This is a genomic window from Micromonospora sp. NPDC050397, from assembly GCF_044901685.1.
Taxonomy (GTDB): domain Bacteria; phylum Actinomycetota; class Actinomycetes; order Mycobacteriales; family Micromonosporaceae; genus Micromonospora_G.
Genome location: NZ_JBJDPS010000002.1, coordinates 936,235 through 952,065, shown reverse-complemented (window position 1 = coordinate 952,065; position 15,831 = coordinate 936,235). Strand labels below are relative to the sequence as shown.

The 15,831-nt window shown below is 72.4% G+C and carries 8 protein-coding genes; 4 read left to right on the top strand and 4 right to left on the bottom strand.

Annotated elements, in window-relative coordinates; translation table 11 throughout:
- Window positions 1-114: 114 nt before the first annotated feature.
- Window positions 115-606 (bottom strand): peptidase inhibitor family I36 protein, encoded by a 492-nt coding sequence (locus tag ACI2K4_RS10425; protein WP_404510164.1) that lies wholly within the window; start codon window positions 604-606, stop codon window positions 115-117.
- A 292-nt stretch (window positions 607-898) separates the two neighbouring features.
- Here ACI2K4_RS10425 and ACI2K4_RS10420 point away from each other — a divergent pair, with 292 nt between their 5' ends.
- A complete protein-coding gene (locus ACI2K4_RS10420) occupies window positions 899-2,128 on the top strand; it encodes a helix-turn-helix domain-containing protein (RefSeq protein ID WP_404510163.1) in 1,230 nt (409 codons plus the stop codon).
- Window positions 2,129-2,137: 9 nt separating this feature from the next.
- On the opposite strand, the gene ACI2K4_RS10415 is transcribed toward ACI2K4_RS10420, so the two are convergent.
- Window positions 2,138-3,457 carry a glycosyltransferase family 4 protein gene (locus ACI2K4_RS10415; protein WP_404510162.1) on the bottom strand — a complete coding sequence of 440 codons (1,320 nt, stop codon included), beginning with the start codon at window positions 3,455-3,457 and terminating at the stop codon, window positions 2,138-2,140.
- Between the two features lie 268 nt (window positions 3,458-3,725).
- Here ACI2K4_RS10415 and ACI2K4_RS10410 point away from each other — a divergent pair, with 268 nt between their 5' ends.
- The 3 genes from ACI2K4_RS10410 to ACI2K4_RS10400 all read left to right on the top strand — a co-directional run bounded on the left by ACI2K4_RS10410 (window position 3,726) and on the right by ACI2K4_RS10400 (window position 7,926).
- Window positions 3,726-5,618: a CocE/NonD family hydrolase gene (locus ACI2K4_RS10410; RefSeq protein WP_404510161.1), complete on the top strand. Its 1,893-nt coding sequence runs from the start codon at window positions 3,726-3,728 to the stop codon at window positions 5,616-5,618.
- Between the two features lie 287 nt (window positions 5,619-5,905).
- Window positions 5,906-7,048, top strand: coding sequence for an L-dopachrome tautomerase-related protein (locus ACI2K4_RS10405; protein ID WP_404510160.1), 1,143 nt, complete (start codon window positions 5,906-5,908; stop codon window positions 7,046-7,048).
- 32 nt (window positions 7,049-7,080) lie between these two features.
- The gene (locus ACI2K4_RS10400; protein ID WP_404510159.1) at window positions 7,081-7,926 is read left to right on the top strand and encodes a GNAT family N-acetyltransferase; all 846 of its coding nucleotides are present in this window, start codon (window positions 7,081-7,083) and stop codon (window positions 7,924-7,926) included.
- A 136-nt stretch (window positions 7,927-8,062) separates the two neighbouring features.
- Here the strand turns inward: ACI2K4_RS10400 and ACI2K4_RS10395 are convergent, their stop codons facing one another.
- Together ACI2K4_RS10395 and ACI2K4_RS10390 are read right to left on the bottom strand one after the other, a co-directional pair.
- Window positions 8,063-11,221, bottom strand: coding sequence for a kelch repeat-containing protein (locus ACI2K4_RS10395; protein ID WP_404510158.1), 3,159 nt, complete (start codon window positions 11,219-11,221; stop codon window positions 8,063-8,065).
- Entirely contained in the window at window positions 11,218-15,702 is a 4,485-nt protein-coding gene (locus ACI2K4_RS10390; protein ID WP_404510157.1) for a S8 family serine peptidase, read from the bottom strand. Before ACI2K4_RS10390 ends, ACI2K4_RS10395 begins: the two co-directional genes overlap by 4 nt.
- Window positions 15,703-15,831: the final 129 nt, after the last annotated feature.

Genomic DNA, 15,831 nt, shown 5'->3' with positions numbered 1-15,831 from the left:
GTCACCTGACGGGCAGAAGGGGCCGTTGCGCCGACCGGGTCATCCTCCCCTGGGCCGACACGGGTGGGTGAGCGGGCTCGCGGCCCACCCACCCACCGGCGGGTCGACCGGTCGTCAGGAGAACTTGACCGAGCTGGCCCGGTTGCTCCAGCCGCTACCGACGGCGGCCAGGTTCGCCGAGGCGTCGATCCAGACCGACACGGCGCCGCCGAAGTTGGTCCCGTCGTAGAACTTCACGTCGCACCGGTTGTACGTGCGTACCGAGGTGATCCGGTTGCTCCAGTTGCCGCCGCTGGTGACCCCCAGGTTGGCCCACTGCCACTCCGCGTCGTACGAGGGTGTGCACGCGCGAGACTGGACGAAGGTGAGCGAGGCGCCGGTGTAGTTGGCTCCGTCGTAGACCCGGGCGATGGTGATCGCGGCCGGGGAGACGTCGCCCGTACGCCGGGCCCGCGCCTCGGTCGCCGCACAGGTGACCGCGCCGCTGTCGAGGTCGACCACACAGTCTCGGTCCTGCCCGGCGGCGCCGGCCGGCGCACCGGCCCAGCCCAGCAAACCGGCCGCGCAGGTCAGGCCCAGTGCCGAGGCGATCATTCGTGCTCTCATCGTCTTCCTCCTCCGGTGGCACCGGCTCCGCTTCCGGAGCCGGTGGCTCTTGTCGGGTGAGCGGCCGGTCGGCGACGGATCCGTTCCGGCGGCGACCTGTCCGACGTGGCCGCTCGGATCCATTTCCGCCCGCCGACCCGGTTGTCCGGAAAGATCGGCGAACCCGATCAATCAATTCCGATCAAAGTCCACCCTTTCGCCAAGAATCCGACAGGCGGTGGGCCGGAGCGGGCGGGTCGGTGACGATGGACGAGGACCTGCCGGGAGATGCCTTTGGGGGGCGGGAGAACAGGTGGCTCGTCAGGAGAGACCGGTCGATCCCGACGCCGGCCCGCTGTCGGCGTTCGCGTACGAACTGCGCAAGCTGCGCGCCGAGGCGGGCAACCCGACGTACCGGGTGTTGGCCAGGTCGGCGGGTTACGGCGCGACGACGCTCTCCGAGGCGGCCGGCGGGGTCCGGATGCCGACCCTGGAAGTGCTGCTCGCGTACGTCGGCGCCTGCCACGGGGATCTCGAGCAGTGGCAGCGACGCTGGTACGAAACGATGGGTCGGCTGCGAGCGGCCGGCGACACGACGGCTCGGCTGCGAGCGGCCGGCGAGCGGGATGATCGCGAAGTGAGTGGCGCGGCCGTACCAGCGCCGGAGGTGTCGACGGCCGGTGGACCGGTGCCCGACGTACCCGTCCCGGGTTGGTCCCGATCGCGGCGCCGGCGGGTCGCCGTGGTGGCGGTGAGCGCCCTGGCTCCGCTGGTCGCCGCCGCTGCCGCGACCTGGCCGCCACCGCTGACCGGCCGCCCCGGCACGTCGACGAGTCCGGAGGCGGGGCGCTGCCCCGGCGTGCCGACCGACGCGCTCTTCACCGGTGTCACCTACGGCGGCGGCGCCCACGTACGTGCCGGCGCGACCAGGGACGACACCCTGCTGACCACCATCGCGCCGCACTGCACCGTCGGGTTCACCGGCTTCTGCGTCGGCGAGAAGGTGTACGACAACACCGGTGGCACGCCCGACGTCCGCTGGTTCAAGGCGGCCGGCGGTGGCGTCGTCTCCTCGGCCGTCATCCACGGCAACCCGCCCCGCGACGAGCCCGTCTCGGACTGCCCGAACGGGCGACCCGCACCCACCGCCGTCGACTTCTCGGTCAGCGCCGACAGCACCGGGCCGGGCGCGGTCATGCTGCACGCCCACGGCGCCGACCTGCACATCGTCGGGTTCACCCGGTCCACCGCGAGTGGGTTACCGAGCCACGGGCCGGGAAGCTGGCGGCAGGTGAGCCTGGCCGACGTCGCGCACCCGGCCGTCGGGGCGAAGGTACGACTCGACACCGCGACCGCTCCGACGGCCGGGGAGTGGGTGGTCGTGGTCGCCGCCGCGTGCTTCGGCGGCGACAGCCCGACCGGGGTGGTCGAGGCCAGGCGGGTACGCCGAGACGAGCCGGGCCGCGGCGAGCCGGTGACCCTCTCCCCGCAACAGCGCACCGCGGCGGCCAACTCGGCCTGCCGCTACCCCAGCCGGGGTTGACCGCCGCCGTCAGCCGGGTCCGGGATGGCTCGGTCGGGCGGCGGCGAGCCGTGCCCTCGTACGTCGGCTGGGCGCCGGGGCCAGTTCGAGGTAGAGCCGTTCCAACTCCCGCGCGGCCGTGTCCCAGCTATACATCCCGGTCACCCGGTCGGCCAGGGTCGCGGCACCGACCCGCTCGGCCGCCGGGTCGGCGAGCACCACGGCCAGCGCCCGGACCAGGTCGTCCTCGTCGCCGTCGCGGAACAGCCGCCGACCCGGCGCGTCGGACTCGAGCACCTCGACGTGCGGCGCGATGTCGCTCGCCACCACCGGCAGCCCGTACGCCGCCGCCTCCAGCAGGGTCAGCGGCAGCCCCTCCAGGCGGGACGGCTGGACGAACCCGGCGGCGTTCGCGTACAACTCGGCGAGCAGGTCGCCGTAGGCGAAGCCGGTGAAGACGATCCGCTCGTCGCCCTCGGCCTCGCGGCGCAGTCGGGCCACGAAGTCGTCGGTGAACGACGAGCCGCCGACGATCGCCAGCCGCATCGTGGTGTCGGTCCGGCGGAAGGCGCGGATCAGCAGGTCGGCCGCCTTCTCCGGGACCAGCCGCCCGACCAGCAGCAGGTAGCCGCCGGGGGTCAGCCCGAACCGGGCGCCGATCTGCCGGGCCGGCAGTGGCCGGGCCGGGTTCACCCCGTTCGGGATGTAGCTGGTGGGACGCCCGAACCGGGTGTCGTAGTGGGCGGCGAGGCCACGGGAGACGGCGACCCGCCGGTGCGGGACGTACCCACTGAGCCAGTGGGCGCTGCCCAGCACCGCTCGCGCACCCATGCCCCACTTGTCCCGCTGGTTGTCCAGCCCGTGCACGGTCAGCACCACCCGGGCCCGGGACAGCCAGCGCGGCAGCGGGGCGACCAGCCCGGGTCCCAACCCGTGGTAGTGCACGATGTCCGGCCGCTGGGCCATCGCCGCGACGGTGGAGGTGGCCGCGTGCACGATGGCGTCGAGGTGTTTGCTGGCGACCGTACTGACCTGGCGCAGGTGTACGCCCCGGTAGCGGTCGAGGGGCACGCCGCCGTAGCTCTGCCGGCAGTAGACCGTCACCTCGTGGCCGTAGTCGGCGAGCCGGCTCGCCAGTTCCTCCACGTGTCGTTCGATGCCGCCGTAGGTCGCCGGCATCCCCTTCTGCCCGATCATCGCGATACGCAGTGGACGCCAGCCGGCGCCCGGTCCGGCGGGCTGCGCGGGAATCTCCCGCCGGACCGGAACGCCCCGGCCGTGTTGGCCGGGAATGGCGGCATTTCCAGCATCGTGGTCTAATTCCTCGGCCTGCAGGTCGGGACGGACCACGACGACTCCCTGCGTGACTAGATGCGCGCCCTCTGTCCGGGCAGAGCAACACCCTGCCACGAACGGGCCGATCATCCCGCTGAACATCTGTCGGAAAAGATCACCCGCGACATTCGTCACTCGTCGAAATGCTGCCCGGATGTCGCCGAGGCGAACGGCGGTAGCGCCTGGTCGAACGGTGTGCGAACAAATTCCTACACCTGAAGATGGCCATCCATGGCTACCGGCGCCTAACCTACCGGTGCTTCTGACCTAAAAGGAGAACTGCATGGGTCGCATCAGCAGGCTGTGGCGTACGGGCATCGCCGTACTCCCGATAGCCGCGCTCGCCGTCGTCGGGGCGGCACCACAGGCACTCGCGGTCGACACCCCCGCGATCGTCGTGCAGGACGGCGTCACGCAGCCGGTCTTCGGCTACGCGGACGCCATCCGCGAACGGCTCTTCATCGACTCCACCTTCGACAGTGACAACGACGGGCTGCGCGACATCATCGCGTTCGACGTGATGCGGCCGAAGGCCACCGCAAACGGACTCAAGGTGCCGGTCGTCATGGACGCCAGCCCCTATTACTCCACCGTCTGCCGGGGCAACGAGTCCGAGTGCAAGGCGGACCTGGACGGCGACGGCCTGCTGGACAAGTGGCCGCTGTTCTACGACAACTACTTCGTGCCGCGCGGTTACGCGGTGATCCTGCTGGACATGGTCGGCACCAACAACTCGACCGGTTGCCCGACCACGAACGCGAACGAGGACAACCTCAGCGCCAAGCAGGCGATCAACTGGCTGAACGGCCGGGCCACCGCCCGCAACGCCGCCGGCCAGGTGGTCAGGGCGGACTGGCACAACGGCAAGACCGGGATGATCGGCAAGTCGTACGACGGCTCGCTGGCCATGTCGACCGCCGTGACCGGGGTCAAGGGCCTGACCACCATCGTGCCGATCAGCGGACCGACCGAGTACTACGACTACGTCCGCAGCAACGGCGTGATCACCCGGGGTAACAGCTACGTCGCGTCGCTGGCCAACACCGTCACCAACCCGGAGCGGCGGGAGTACTGCAAGCCGACCCGGGACGCGATGGCAGCCGTCGACGGCGACGAGAGCGGCGACTACACGTCCTTCTGGAACGAGCGCAGCTACGTCAAGAAGGTCCCGAACGTCACCGCGAGCGTGCTGCTCTACCACGGCCTCAACGACGACAACGTACGGCCGGACCACTTCAGCAAGTTCTGGTACGCGTTGGCCGAGAACAACGTGCCGCGCAAGCTCTGGCTGTCGCAGGAGGGGCACGTCGACCCGTTCGACTCCCGCCGTACCGTCTGGGTGAACACCCTGCACCGCTGGTTCGACTTCTGGCTGCACGGCGTGCAGAACGGCATCATGGACGAGCCCCGGGTCGACCTGGAGCGCTCCGCCGACGTGTGGGAGACGTACGCCGACTGGCCGGTGCCGGGCAAGGCCGACACCGAGATCTTCCTCCAGCCCGGCACCACCGGAGCCGGCGGGCTCGGCCTGGTCCCGACGACGAAGCCGGTCAACGGCGCGTTCCAGGACAGCCCGACGCAGAGCCAGAACACGATGATCCTCAACCCGGACACCGGGCAGCCGAACCGGCTGGCCTTCCTCTCCGCCCCGCTCACCGCGCCGCTGCACATCTCCGGTACGCCGGTCGTGAAGCTGCGCGCCTCGGCCGACCAGACCGACACCAACCTCGGCGCCATCCTGGTCGACTACGGCACCGCCGAGCGGGTCAACCACCGCGCCTCGGGCGAGGGCATCATCACCCTCGAGACCTCCGACTGCTGGGGTCAGAGCAGCCCGACCGACGACGGTTGCTACAAGAAGACCGAGAAGCGGGTGGCAACCGCCGACCAGGAGCTGGTCACCAAGGGCATCATGGACGCCCAGAACCGACAGTCGATCCGTACCGCGGTGCCGCTGGTGCCGGGTCAGGCGTACAACTTCGACTTCCCGCTGCTGCCGGAGGACTACGTCTTCCAGCCGGGCCACCGGATCGGCGTGATCATCGTCGGCAGCTACCCGCAGTACTCCAGCCAGGCCGACCAGAGCCGGGCGAACATCGCGGTCGCGCTGAAGAGCAGCAACATCGTCCTGCCCGTGGTCGGTGGCACCGCCGCCGCGCACGCCGCCGGGCTCTGACCGACCCCGGGACGTCCGGACCCGGACGTCCCGCCGGTGAGACCGCGGGCCGGCGGTCCCATCAGCCCCGCCGCCGGCCCGCGGCCCCCGGATGTAAGGAAGGGCCCCTTGTTAACGCTATGCGTTAACAAGGGGCCCTTCCTTACATTTGTGCACGGGAGCCGGACCACGACGGCGCGCGGCGTCGCGCCGGCGCCGAGACGCGCGTTTGGTTCGGTTCGATGCGGGAAGTACCGCCCGGAAGATGTGGTCCGGGCGGGGCCGCGTCCGGATCCGGAGGTACGGCGATGAGCAGCCGGGGCGCCAGCGGGGCACGGGTCGCCAGTATCGAGCGGTACGCCAGCGACGAGTCCTGCGGCGAGCTGGAGGTGGTGGCCACCTTCACCGGGCCGATGCCGACCGGGGTCACCGTCTCGCACACCGGACGGATCTTCGTCACCTTCCCGAAGTGGGGCGACCAGATGGACGCCACCGTCGCCGAGGTCCGCGACGGGGAGACCGTGCCCTATCCGGACCAGGCGTGGAACAGCCCGGCCGGGGACGACGATCCGGAGGCGTTCGTCTCGGCGCAGTGCGCGGTGGTCGACCCGGCCGACCGGCTCTGGGTGGTCGACACCGGCAGTCCGATGTTCCGGCCCACCCGGCCCGGTGGACCAAAACTGGTCCGGGTCGACCTGGACACGGACACCGTCGGCCAGCGGATCGTCTTCCCGCCCGAGGTGGCGCTCTCCAGCAGCTACATCAACGACGTCCGGTTCGACCTGCGGCGCGGCGCCGCCGGCACCGCGTTTGTCACCGACTCGGCCAGCGCCAGCGGACGCAACGGCATCATCGTGGTCGACCTGGCCAGCGGCGAGGCATGGCGGCGCCTCTCCGACCACCCGTCCACCAAGGCCACGCCGCTGTCGGACTTCCACCCGCTGGTGGAGGGTCGGGAGGTGCTGAAACGGCCGAAAGACGGCCCGCCGACCCCGCTGGACATGGGCTCGGACGGCATCGCCATCTCGGCCGACGGCAGCCGACTCTACTACTGCCCGCTGATGTCCCGACACCTCTACAGCGTCTCGGTCGACGCCCTGGTGGACCGGGGACTCGACGACGCCGAGGTGGCCGCCACCGTGGTCGACGAGGGCGACAAGGGCAGTGCCTCCGACGGCCTGGAGAGCGACGACGCGGGCCGGATCTACCTGACCGCGTACGAGCAGAACGCGATCCTGCGCCGCCACCCCGACGGGCACCTCGAGACGGTGGCCCGCGATCCCCGGCTGCTCTGGCCGGACACCATGTCCGTGGCGACCGACGGATACCTGTACGTCACCGCCAACCAGCTCCACCGGCAGCCGGACTACCAGGGCGGGGTGGACCGGCGGCAACGGCCCTACCTGCTGTTCCGGACCCGGATCGACGCCGGACCGGTGCTGCTGCGCTGAGCACGCCCCGGAGCACGTGTGATGATCTCCCGATGCTGCTGGAGAGTGTGCACGACCGGGCCGAGCTGGCCGAGCTGTTGCGCCGTACGCCGGACCTGCGGGCGTACGAGCTGGGCGACCTCGACGACCGTTTCTGGCCGTACACCACCTGGTACCGACGAGGCGAGGCGCTCGCCCTGCTCTACCACGGTGCGGGCCTGCCCATCCTGCTCGCCCTGGATTCGCCGGACCGCTGCCCGGCCCTGGTCGAACTGGTCTCGGACCTGGTTCCGCTGCTGCCCCGCCGGTTCTACGCCCACCTCTCCCCCGGCGTCTCCGAGGCCCTCGACCCGGGCTTCCGGGCCGAGTCGAACGGCCCGCACCTGAAAATGGCGCTGACCGACCCGGCCCGGTTGCTGCCGACCGAGGACCGGCCGGTCCGTGAGACCGCCGAGCCGGTCCGGAGATCCGCCGAGCCGGTGCGGGAGACCGCCGAGCCGGTGCGGGTGGTGGAGCTGACCACCGGTGACCTGGCCGAACTGAACGCCTTTTACGAACTGGCGTACCCGACGCACTCGTTCGCGCCGAGCATGGTCGCCAACGGCCCGTACGTCGGCGTTCGGCGCGGTGGCGAACTGCTGGCGGTGGCCGGGGTGCACGTCTGGTCGCCGAGCTACCGGGTGGCCGCACTCGGCAACGTGGCGACCCGTCCCGACGCGCGCGGCGGTGGACTCGCCTCCACGGCGGTCACCGAACTCTGCCGGCGGCTGCTCACCACGGTCGACCGGATCGCGCTGAACGTGAAGGCGGACAACGCGGCGGCGATCGGGCTCTACCGCCGGCTCGGCTTCACCCAGGTCGCGGAGTACACCGAGCTGACCTTCACCGCGCGCGGCTGAGGCGGAAGGCGGCGTGGGGTGGGGCGTCGCAGCCCCGCCCCACGCCGGCTGGCCACCCGCGACGGTGCTCAGGAACAGCCGGTGGTCAGGAACAGCCGGTGGTCAGGAGCAGCCGGCGGTCAGGAACAGCCGGCGGTCAGGAGCAGCCGGTGGCTTCGAGCCGGACGTCGGCCCGGGTCGTCGCCCCGGCGGAGACCGGAACGGTACGACTGACCGGGGACCAGCCCGCTCCACCGACCACCAGACCCACGCTGCCCGTACCGGCGTCCAGCCACCGGCCGAACCGCCCCTGCGGATCGGTGGTCGACGCGTACCGCCGGCCGCCCGCGTCGAACCACACCGGCACCCCGGCCAGCGGCCGATCCACCCCGGCACAGTCCACCCCGGTCACCGTGCCGCCGACCGCTGCCCAACCCTCGGGCGGGTCCACGGTCAACGCCACCGGCACCACCGTGGTCGGGTACGGCGTGTTCCCCCGCAGCAGCACCCCGGCCGCGTACGTTCCCGGCTGGTCCAGTCCGCCCGCGTCCAACGTCACGGTGAGCCGTACGGTCTGGCCGGGCGCCAGCACGGTACGGGCCGGGGTGACGGTCAGCCAGGAACTGTCCCGGTCACTGCCGCAGTCGGTTCGGCCGGGGAGCACCTCGGCGAAGGGCGCCCGACCGTACCGGGCAAAACTGCCGGCGATCCGGTAGAAGCCGCACGCGCTCGCTCCCCGGTAGAGCGCGTTGACCGCGTTCGGCAACGCCGACCAGGCATCGGTCACCGGGTCGTAGGCAAAGCCCTGGTTGGTGATGGTGCTGCCGTCGTCGGTGACACCGCCGGAGAGGGCCAGTCGACCGTCGGCCACGCTGTGACCCGCCGCCCAGAGGTCGATCGGCAGGTCCGCGACCCGGGTCCAGGTGTCCGCGGCCGGGTCGTACCGGTACGTCGACCGGCTGCTCCGCTCGGCCAGCCCACCGGCGCAGTAGACCGCCGCCTCGATCGCGCCGCAGGAGAGCCAGGCCACCGGCTCCGGATAACCGGCGAGGGTCTGCCAACTGTCGACGGTCGGGTCGTACCGGTAGACCCCGGAGGAGTATCCGCAGCTAAAGCCGCCCGGACGGCACCCGCCGACAACGTAGAGGCGCTGGTCCAGCACGGCCACCCCGGCGGCTGCCGTCGCCTGCGGCACCGGCGCCCCGGTCGACCAGGTGTCGGTGGACGGGTCGTAGACGTGCAGGCTCGGCTCGATCTGGGCCGGGGTGTCGGTCCCGGTCCACCCGCCGGTGACGTACAGCCGGTCACCGAGCCAGCCCGCCACCGGCCGTTGCCGGGCAACCGGCAACGGAGCGAACGGCGTCCACCTGTCGGTCGCGGGGTCATAGACGTACGCGTTGCGGACCCGGCCGGTGTCGGTGTTCCCGCCGACGGAGTAGATCCTGCCCCCGTGCTCGGCCGCCACGTTGTCGGCCAGGTCGATCGGGTAGTCGGCGATGCTCCGCCACGCCGTCGCGGAACCGGCCGGCACGGAACCCGCCGTCGTCGCACCGGCCGTCACGGAACCCGCCGTCACGGAACCCGCCGTCACGGAACCCGCCGTCACGGAACCGGCCGTCGCGGCATCGGCGGCACCGCGCTTGGCGTCGCCGGTCGAGCCAGGCTCGGTCGGTTCCGCCCGCTGGCCGGCGGGCGGGGTGAGACCGTCGGCGTCCGGGGAGAAGTGCCCGCTGATCCGGCGTACGGGCGCACCGGCCGGCGACGACACGATCGGCGAGGTCGAGGTCGCGCTCAGGCCGGTGGGCCGCGCGTCCGCGCCCGGCGGTGCCGGGTCGGTCCCCGGGCGCTCGGCGACGGTCAGCTCCAGCGGCGCGGTGCCGGTGTTGGTCACCTCCAGCGGCAGGCTGGTCCGGCCGCCGAGCGGGACCGTGCCGGCGACGGTCTGCGCCGCGACCGCGACCGCTCCGGTGGGCAGGTCGAAGTTGACCCGGGCGGTCTGCCCGGCTCCTGTCGTCGGACGCTTACGCAGCGGCTGGTAGCGGCGCATCGTCGCGGTCAGCTCGCTTCCACCGGCTGCCGGGTTGAACATCCAGTAGAACCCGTCGTCCAGCCGGGGATCGTCGCCGGTGGCGATGGTCTGGACCGCACCACCGCCGCTCTGGGCGGTGGTGCCGACCGTGGCACCGACCAGCGGCGCGCCGGTGTTCGCGTCGCGTACGTAACCGGCCACCAGACCGCCGGGGGTGGAGACGCACTGGTGTGCGCCGAGCCAGACCCGGTCGACCTGCCACCAGTCGCCCGCGGTCAACTCCCCCTCGAAGTAGTGGAACCGGATCCGCGCGTCAGGTTGGCCGGCGGCCTGCGGGACCGCGATGGTCACCTGCCCCGGTCCGCGTACGGCGTCGTCGGCGTGCCAGACGTTGGACCAGGTGTCGCCGCCGTCGACGGAGAGGTCGACCTCGGCTATCCCGGCGTCCTCGGGGTAGTCCGGGGTGTTGAAGTCGCTGGCGAAGCCGATCGTCGGCGCGGTCACCCCGGTCAGGTCGACCACCGGTGAGACGAGGGTGGTGTCCTGCCGGGCCGGGCCGCCGTACAGGTCGCTCTCGGCGATCGCGAAGCCGCCGGTGGCACCGGTCAGGTTGCCCCGGCCACCCGGGTCGGTGAAGCTCCACACCTGCTCGTTGCCGAGGTTGTCCAGCACCGTCCAGCCGACCGGCGGCGAGCCGGAGTCGAAGAGTTCGACCAGACCGTCCGCCCGGTGCCGGTAACCCGGGGCGACGCAGGCGTCCGGGTCGACCGGCAACGCCAGGTCGACCACCGTGTCCGAGGTGCCAACCTCGATCCGCCGGGTCAGCTCGGGATACCCCGGGTACCGGGAGGCCACCCGCAACGTGTACGCCTTCTCGACCGGGAGTCGGAGCTGGTAGGCCCCGGTCCAGGGGGCACTGGTAGCGGTCGCCGCCGGACGGCCGTCGACGTTGACCGTGGCCCAGATCGGCCAGCCCTGACCGGAGGCGTCCCGCAGTGAGCCGCTGACCAGCACGGTGTCCGCGGCGACCGCGGCCGGCGCCGGCAGGAGGGCGGCGAACAGGGCGGCGAGCAGGCTGACGACGCCGATCCGCCGGCCGGCGTCGGGACGCCGCCGGAAGCCGGGCTCGGCCAGCGGAACCGGGTCGGCCAGCAGGACCGGGTCGGGCACCGGGGTCATCCCAGGCAGCGGCGTCGCGTCGGGTAGCGCGGTCATCTCGGGTAGCGCGGTCATCTCGGGTAGCGCGGTCATCTCGGGTAGCGGGGTCATCTCGGGCAGCGGGGTCATGAGGTCCTCCCTGCGGTGACGCAGCCGGTGGGATCGAGCGTGACGTCGTGCACCACGGTTGCGCCGGGCGCGAGTGTGACGGTGTCCTGGTGGGGGAACGAACCGTCCGCCACCACCAGCAGTTCCGGTGGGCCGGCGGCCGGGTCGAGCCAGATCCCGTAGCCGCCGGCCGCGTCGGTGCGCAGGTGGTACGCGGCCGTACCGCTGGTCACCCGGACGGTCGCGCCGGGCACCGGGGTACGGGTGCCGGAGCAGTCGGACCCGGTCACGGTGCCGGTGAGCCGGCCCCACCCGGCCGGCGGCGCCACGGTCAGCCGTACCGGCACCGTGACCGTGTCGTACGGGGTGCCCGCGCGCAGCACCAGCCGGGCCGCGTACGAGCCGGGTTGGTCCAGCCGGGCCGCGTCGAAGGTCACCTCGACCTCGACCGTCCCACCCGCCGGTACGGTGATCCGCCCCGGCTCGGTACGCAGCCACGGCACCGCGTCACCGCCGCCGCAGTTGGCGTAACCGGGCAGCGTCTCGGCTAGCCGGGTGCCGAGCCCGGCCGTGGCGGCGCCACCGATCTTGTAGAGCCCACAGCCGCTGCCGCCCCGGTAGAGGGCGTAGGTGGAGTTGGGCAACGTGGACCAGGTGTCGGTCTCCGGGTCGTAGGCGAAGCCCTCGTTGGTCAGCTCCTCGCTCCGGTTGGTGACCCCGCCGGAGACCAGCAGCCGACCGTCCGACACCGCGTACGCCATGCCCCAGAGGTCGATCGGGAGCCGGGCCACGGCGGTCCAGGTGTCGGCCGACGGGTCGTAGCGGTAGGTCGACGCGCTGGTGACCGTCTCGGTGGCACCACCGGCGCAGTAGAGCTGACCGGCGATGCCGCCGCAGGCCGCCCAGGCGGTGTTCTTCGGATAGTTCGCCAACCTGGACCAGGTCCGCGCGGCCGGGTCGAACCGGAGCACGGTGTTGCTGCCGCAGAACCCGGAGACGCAGCCGCCGACCAGGTAGAGCCGGCCGTCGAGCACGGCGGTGGCGGCACCGGCGCGGGCCTCGGGCGCGGCCGGACCGGTCGACCAGGTGTTGGTGTGCGGGTCGTAGACGTCGACGTCGAAGCGGGGATCGCCGCTGGTGCCCCACCCGCCTACCACGTACAGCCGGTCGCCGAGCCAGCCCACCGCCGGCTTCTGCCGGGCCCGGGGCAGGGGAGCCAGCGTCTGCCACCCGGTGCCGCCGGTGTCGTACGCGAAGACGTCGGTGACCGGGCCGGCGGCGCCGCTGCCGCCGACCGAGTAGACCCGACCGTCACGGGTGGCGACGGCGTTGTCCATGACCGCGATCGGATAGTCCGGGATGGTCGCCCAGGGCGCCGCCCCACCGGTGACGGTCACCGAAGCCGGTGCGGCGGCGCTGGTGGACGGCTTCGCCGTGGTGGCGCTGGTGGACGGCTTCGCCGTGGCGGGGCGGACCGGACCGAGCGGGTAGTCGCCCGGAATCCGCTGCCGGGCGGCACCGGCACCGGTGACCGCCGAGCCGCCGGTCGCCTCCTCGACCAGGTCCAGCTCGGCCGGGGCGGAACCGTCGTTGCGGACGGTCAGCGTGGCGCGTCCGGACCCGCCGAGCGTGACCGAGGCGTCCAGGGTCGACTCGGCCACACCGACCTGGCCGGCGCCGAGGCTGAAGTTCAGTTTGGTCACCGCGTCCGCCGCCACCGTCACGGGTTTGGTCTGCGGGTGGTAGCGGTCCAGCGTGGTACGTACCTGGGTCACGCCCTCCAGGGGTGCGAAGAGCCAGTAGAAGCCGTCGTCAAGGCCGGGGTCCGCGCCGGTGGCGACGGTCGTGGTGGTCAACTCCGGGTGTCCCACCGGGCGGACGGTCGCACCGGTCAACGCCGCCCCGGTGTTGCGGTCGGTGACCGCGCCGGAGAGCAGGCCGCCGGGGACAGCGACACACCGCCGGTCTCCCACCCGTACGTCGTCCACCTGCCAGCGCAGGTCGAACACCGCGTCGTAGTGGAAGCGGATTCGCACCCGGGACTGGTTCGCCGCCTGCGGGATCGGCACCCGCACCTCCGCCGGACCGCGCAGCGCCTCGGTGGTACGCCGCCAGGCGGTGGCCCAGGTGCCGCCACCGTCGACGGAGACGTCCACCGAGGCGCTGGACTGCTGCCCGGTCTCGTAGTGGGTGTCGAACCAGACCGCCGGGGTGCCGGTGCCGGTCAGGTCCAGCACCGGGGAGACCAGTGTGGTGTCCTGCCGGCTCTCCATGCCGTACGAGCTGCTCTCGACCGAGGCGAAGCCTCCGCCACCGCCGGTACGGTTCGACTCGGTCGAGTCGTAGCGCCAGACCTGACCGGTCCCGGCGGCGTCGGTGACCGTCCAGTCCGGTGGCGCCACCTCACCGTCGAAGCTCTGCGCGTACCGCTGGTCCGGCTCCTGCTCGCGGTAGCCGGGCGCGACGCAGGCGTACCGGTCGACCGGCAGGGTGAAGTCCCGGACCAGGTTGCGGCCGGCGACCTCGACCGCCGCGCTGACCGGCTGGAGACCGGGGTAGAGGGCGTTCACCATGACCTGGTACCGCCGACCGGCCGGCACGGTGAACCGGTAGCTGCCGTCGGACGGCTTGGTGTGGACGGTGCCGTTCGGGACGCCGGCCACCGAGACGGTGGCGTAGAGCGGCCAGCGGTGGTCCGATCCCTCGGTCACCCGGCCGCTGACCGTGACGGTGTCGAGCGCGGTGAGCTTGAAGTCGTGCGTCGCCGCACCGGTGGCGGTCACGGTGACGGAGGCGGTCTGCGAGTCGTACCCGAACGCGGTCGCCCCGACGGTGTAGTCACCGACCGGGACGAGCGCGTCGAAGCCGCCCTTCGCGTCGGTGCCCAGCGTCCGGTTGGCCACTCCGGCGAGGGTGAGGACGGCACCGGAGAGCGGGGCGCCGGAGGTGGCGTCGGTGACCGTACCCCGGATCCGGCCGGCGGCGGCCCGGGGCGCGGCGGTGACGGCCGCGTAGACGTCGAGCCGTCCCTCGCCGTACACGTTGTTGTCGGCGGGGGTGCCGCCGCAGCTCGTGTCGTCGACGTCGACCGCGGTCCGGTCCAGCAGCGCGCGGGTCGCCGGGATGTCACCGACCAGGGTCGGCGCCGCCGACCAGAGCAGCGCGATCGCGCCGGCCACGTGCGGGGAGGCCATCGAGGTGCCGGTCTTGGCGCCGTAGCCGGACCCTGGTACGGCGGAACGGACATCCGTGCCGGGGGCCGAGATGTTCGGCTTCGGGTCGCCGTCGGCGCCCGGACCCCGGCTGGACCAGGGGTCGATCACGCCGTTCACGTCGTACATCCCGGTGCTGTACGTCAAGAGGCTGTCGCCGGGGGTGCCGGCGGTGTCGCATCCGGGGCCCGCGTTGCCGTTGGAAAACATCGGGAAGATGCCGGACGCCAACCACGCCCCGAGCACCTGGTCGAACCAGGGATTCTCCTCCGCCCCGTTGTCCTCGCCCCAGGAGTTGTTCACGATGTTCGGCCGCATCGACGGCAGCGGGTTGGCGCCGGCGCTGTCGGTCGGCGCGAGCATCCACTCGGCCGAGGCGAGCAGCGCGAAGTCCGAACAACTGCTCGCCTCGCACCCCTTGGCGGCGATCCAGCGGGCGCCGGGGGCCACCCCGATCCGGTTTCCGGCTCCGCCGTCGCCGACCATCGTGCCCATGGTGTGGGTGCCGTGGCCCGAGTTGTCGCACGGCTCGACCCGTCCGGCCTGGCAGATGGCGGCCGGGTCGTACCAGTTGTAGTCGTGGTCGAAGGCGCCGTCGCCGTGGTTGCCCCGGTACGTCCCGACCAGCGCCGGGTGGTCGTACTGCACACCGGAGTCGATGTTGGCGACCACGATCCCCTCGCCCCGGTCGCCGTACTCGCGCCAGACCCGGTCGGCGCCGATGTCGGCCACGCCCCACTCCACCTCGTCGGCGGCGGCACGCGCGGTTACCGTCGGATCGCCCGGCCGGGGCTCCGGCAGGGCGTGCGTACGGGCCGGGTACAGCCCGTGCACCTCGCTGCGGCGGGACAACCGGTCGGCCAGATCCCGGTCACCGCCGAAGACGTACACCGCGTTGGCCACGTGGAAGGCCCGGTAACGGGTGCCGGCGTCGGAGAGTTGGGCGCGTACCGCCCGCTGGCTCCGGTCGGCCTGCCGACGCAGGGTCGCGAGCACCGCCGCCCCGCGCTCGGCCCAGTCGGCGGTAGCGGCGGCGGTGTCCAGTTCGGACCGGTCGCGGGCGGTCCGGTCACCGAAGGTCACCAGGAAGTCGGCGGTCCCGCCGGTGGCGAGGCTCCGGCTGAGCCCGACGTCGATTTTCGCCCGGTCAGCGCCGGGATTGGCGCCGGGAGTGCCGCCGGGCACCGAGCCGGTGGCCCCGAACAGCGCCGACACGAGCAGGACCAGGGCGCAGAGCAGCCCGGCACCGAGCGGGTGGGGGGAAGGTCTTGTCCTACTGGCAGACCGCACGGTAACGCTCCCTCAGGCTCGACCGGTGACGGCACCGGTGGCTCGGCCGGTGGCTGGACCGGCGCGTCGACAACGGCGGACCGGACCGGGGCCTCGGTCGCCGGGATCTCCGACGCGAACATCTGTTGA

Excerpts from the sequence above, each read along its gene's own strand:
- ACI2K4_RS10395 (WP_404510158.1), bottom strand. The coding sequence starts at position 11,221 with ATGACCCCGCTGCCCGAGATGACCCCGCTACCCGAGATGACCGCGCTA.
- ACI2K4_RS10405 (WP_404510160.1), top strand. The coding sequence starts at position 5,906 with ATGAGCAGCCGGGGCGCCAGCGGGGCACGGGTCGCCAGTATCGAGCGG.
- ACI2K4_RS10425 (WP_404510164.1), bottom strand. The coding sequence starts at position 606 with ATGAGAGCACGAATGATCGCCTCGGCACTGGGCCTGACCTGCGCGGCC.
- ACI2K4_RS10410 (WP_404510161.1), top strand. The coding sequence starts at position 3,726 with ATGGGTCGCATCAGCAGGCTGTGGCGTACGGGCATCGCCGTACTCCCG.
- ACI2K4_RS10400 (WP_404510159.1), top strand. The coding sequence starts at position 7,081 with ATGCTGCTGGAGAGTGTGCACGACCGGGCCGAGCTGGCCGAGCTGTTG.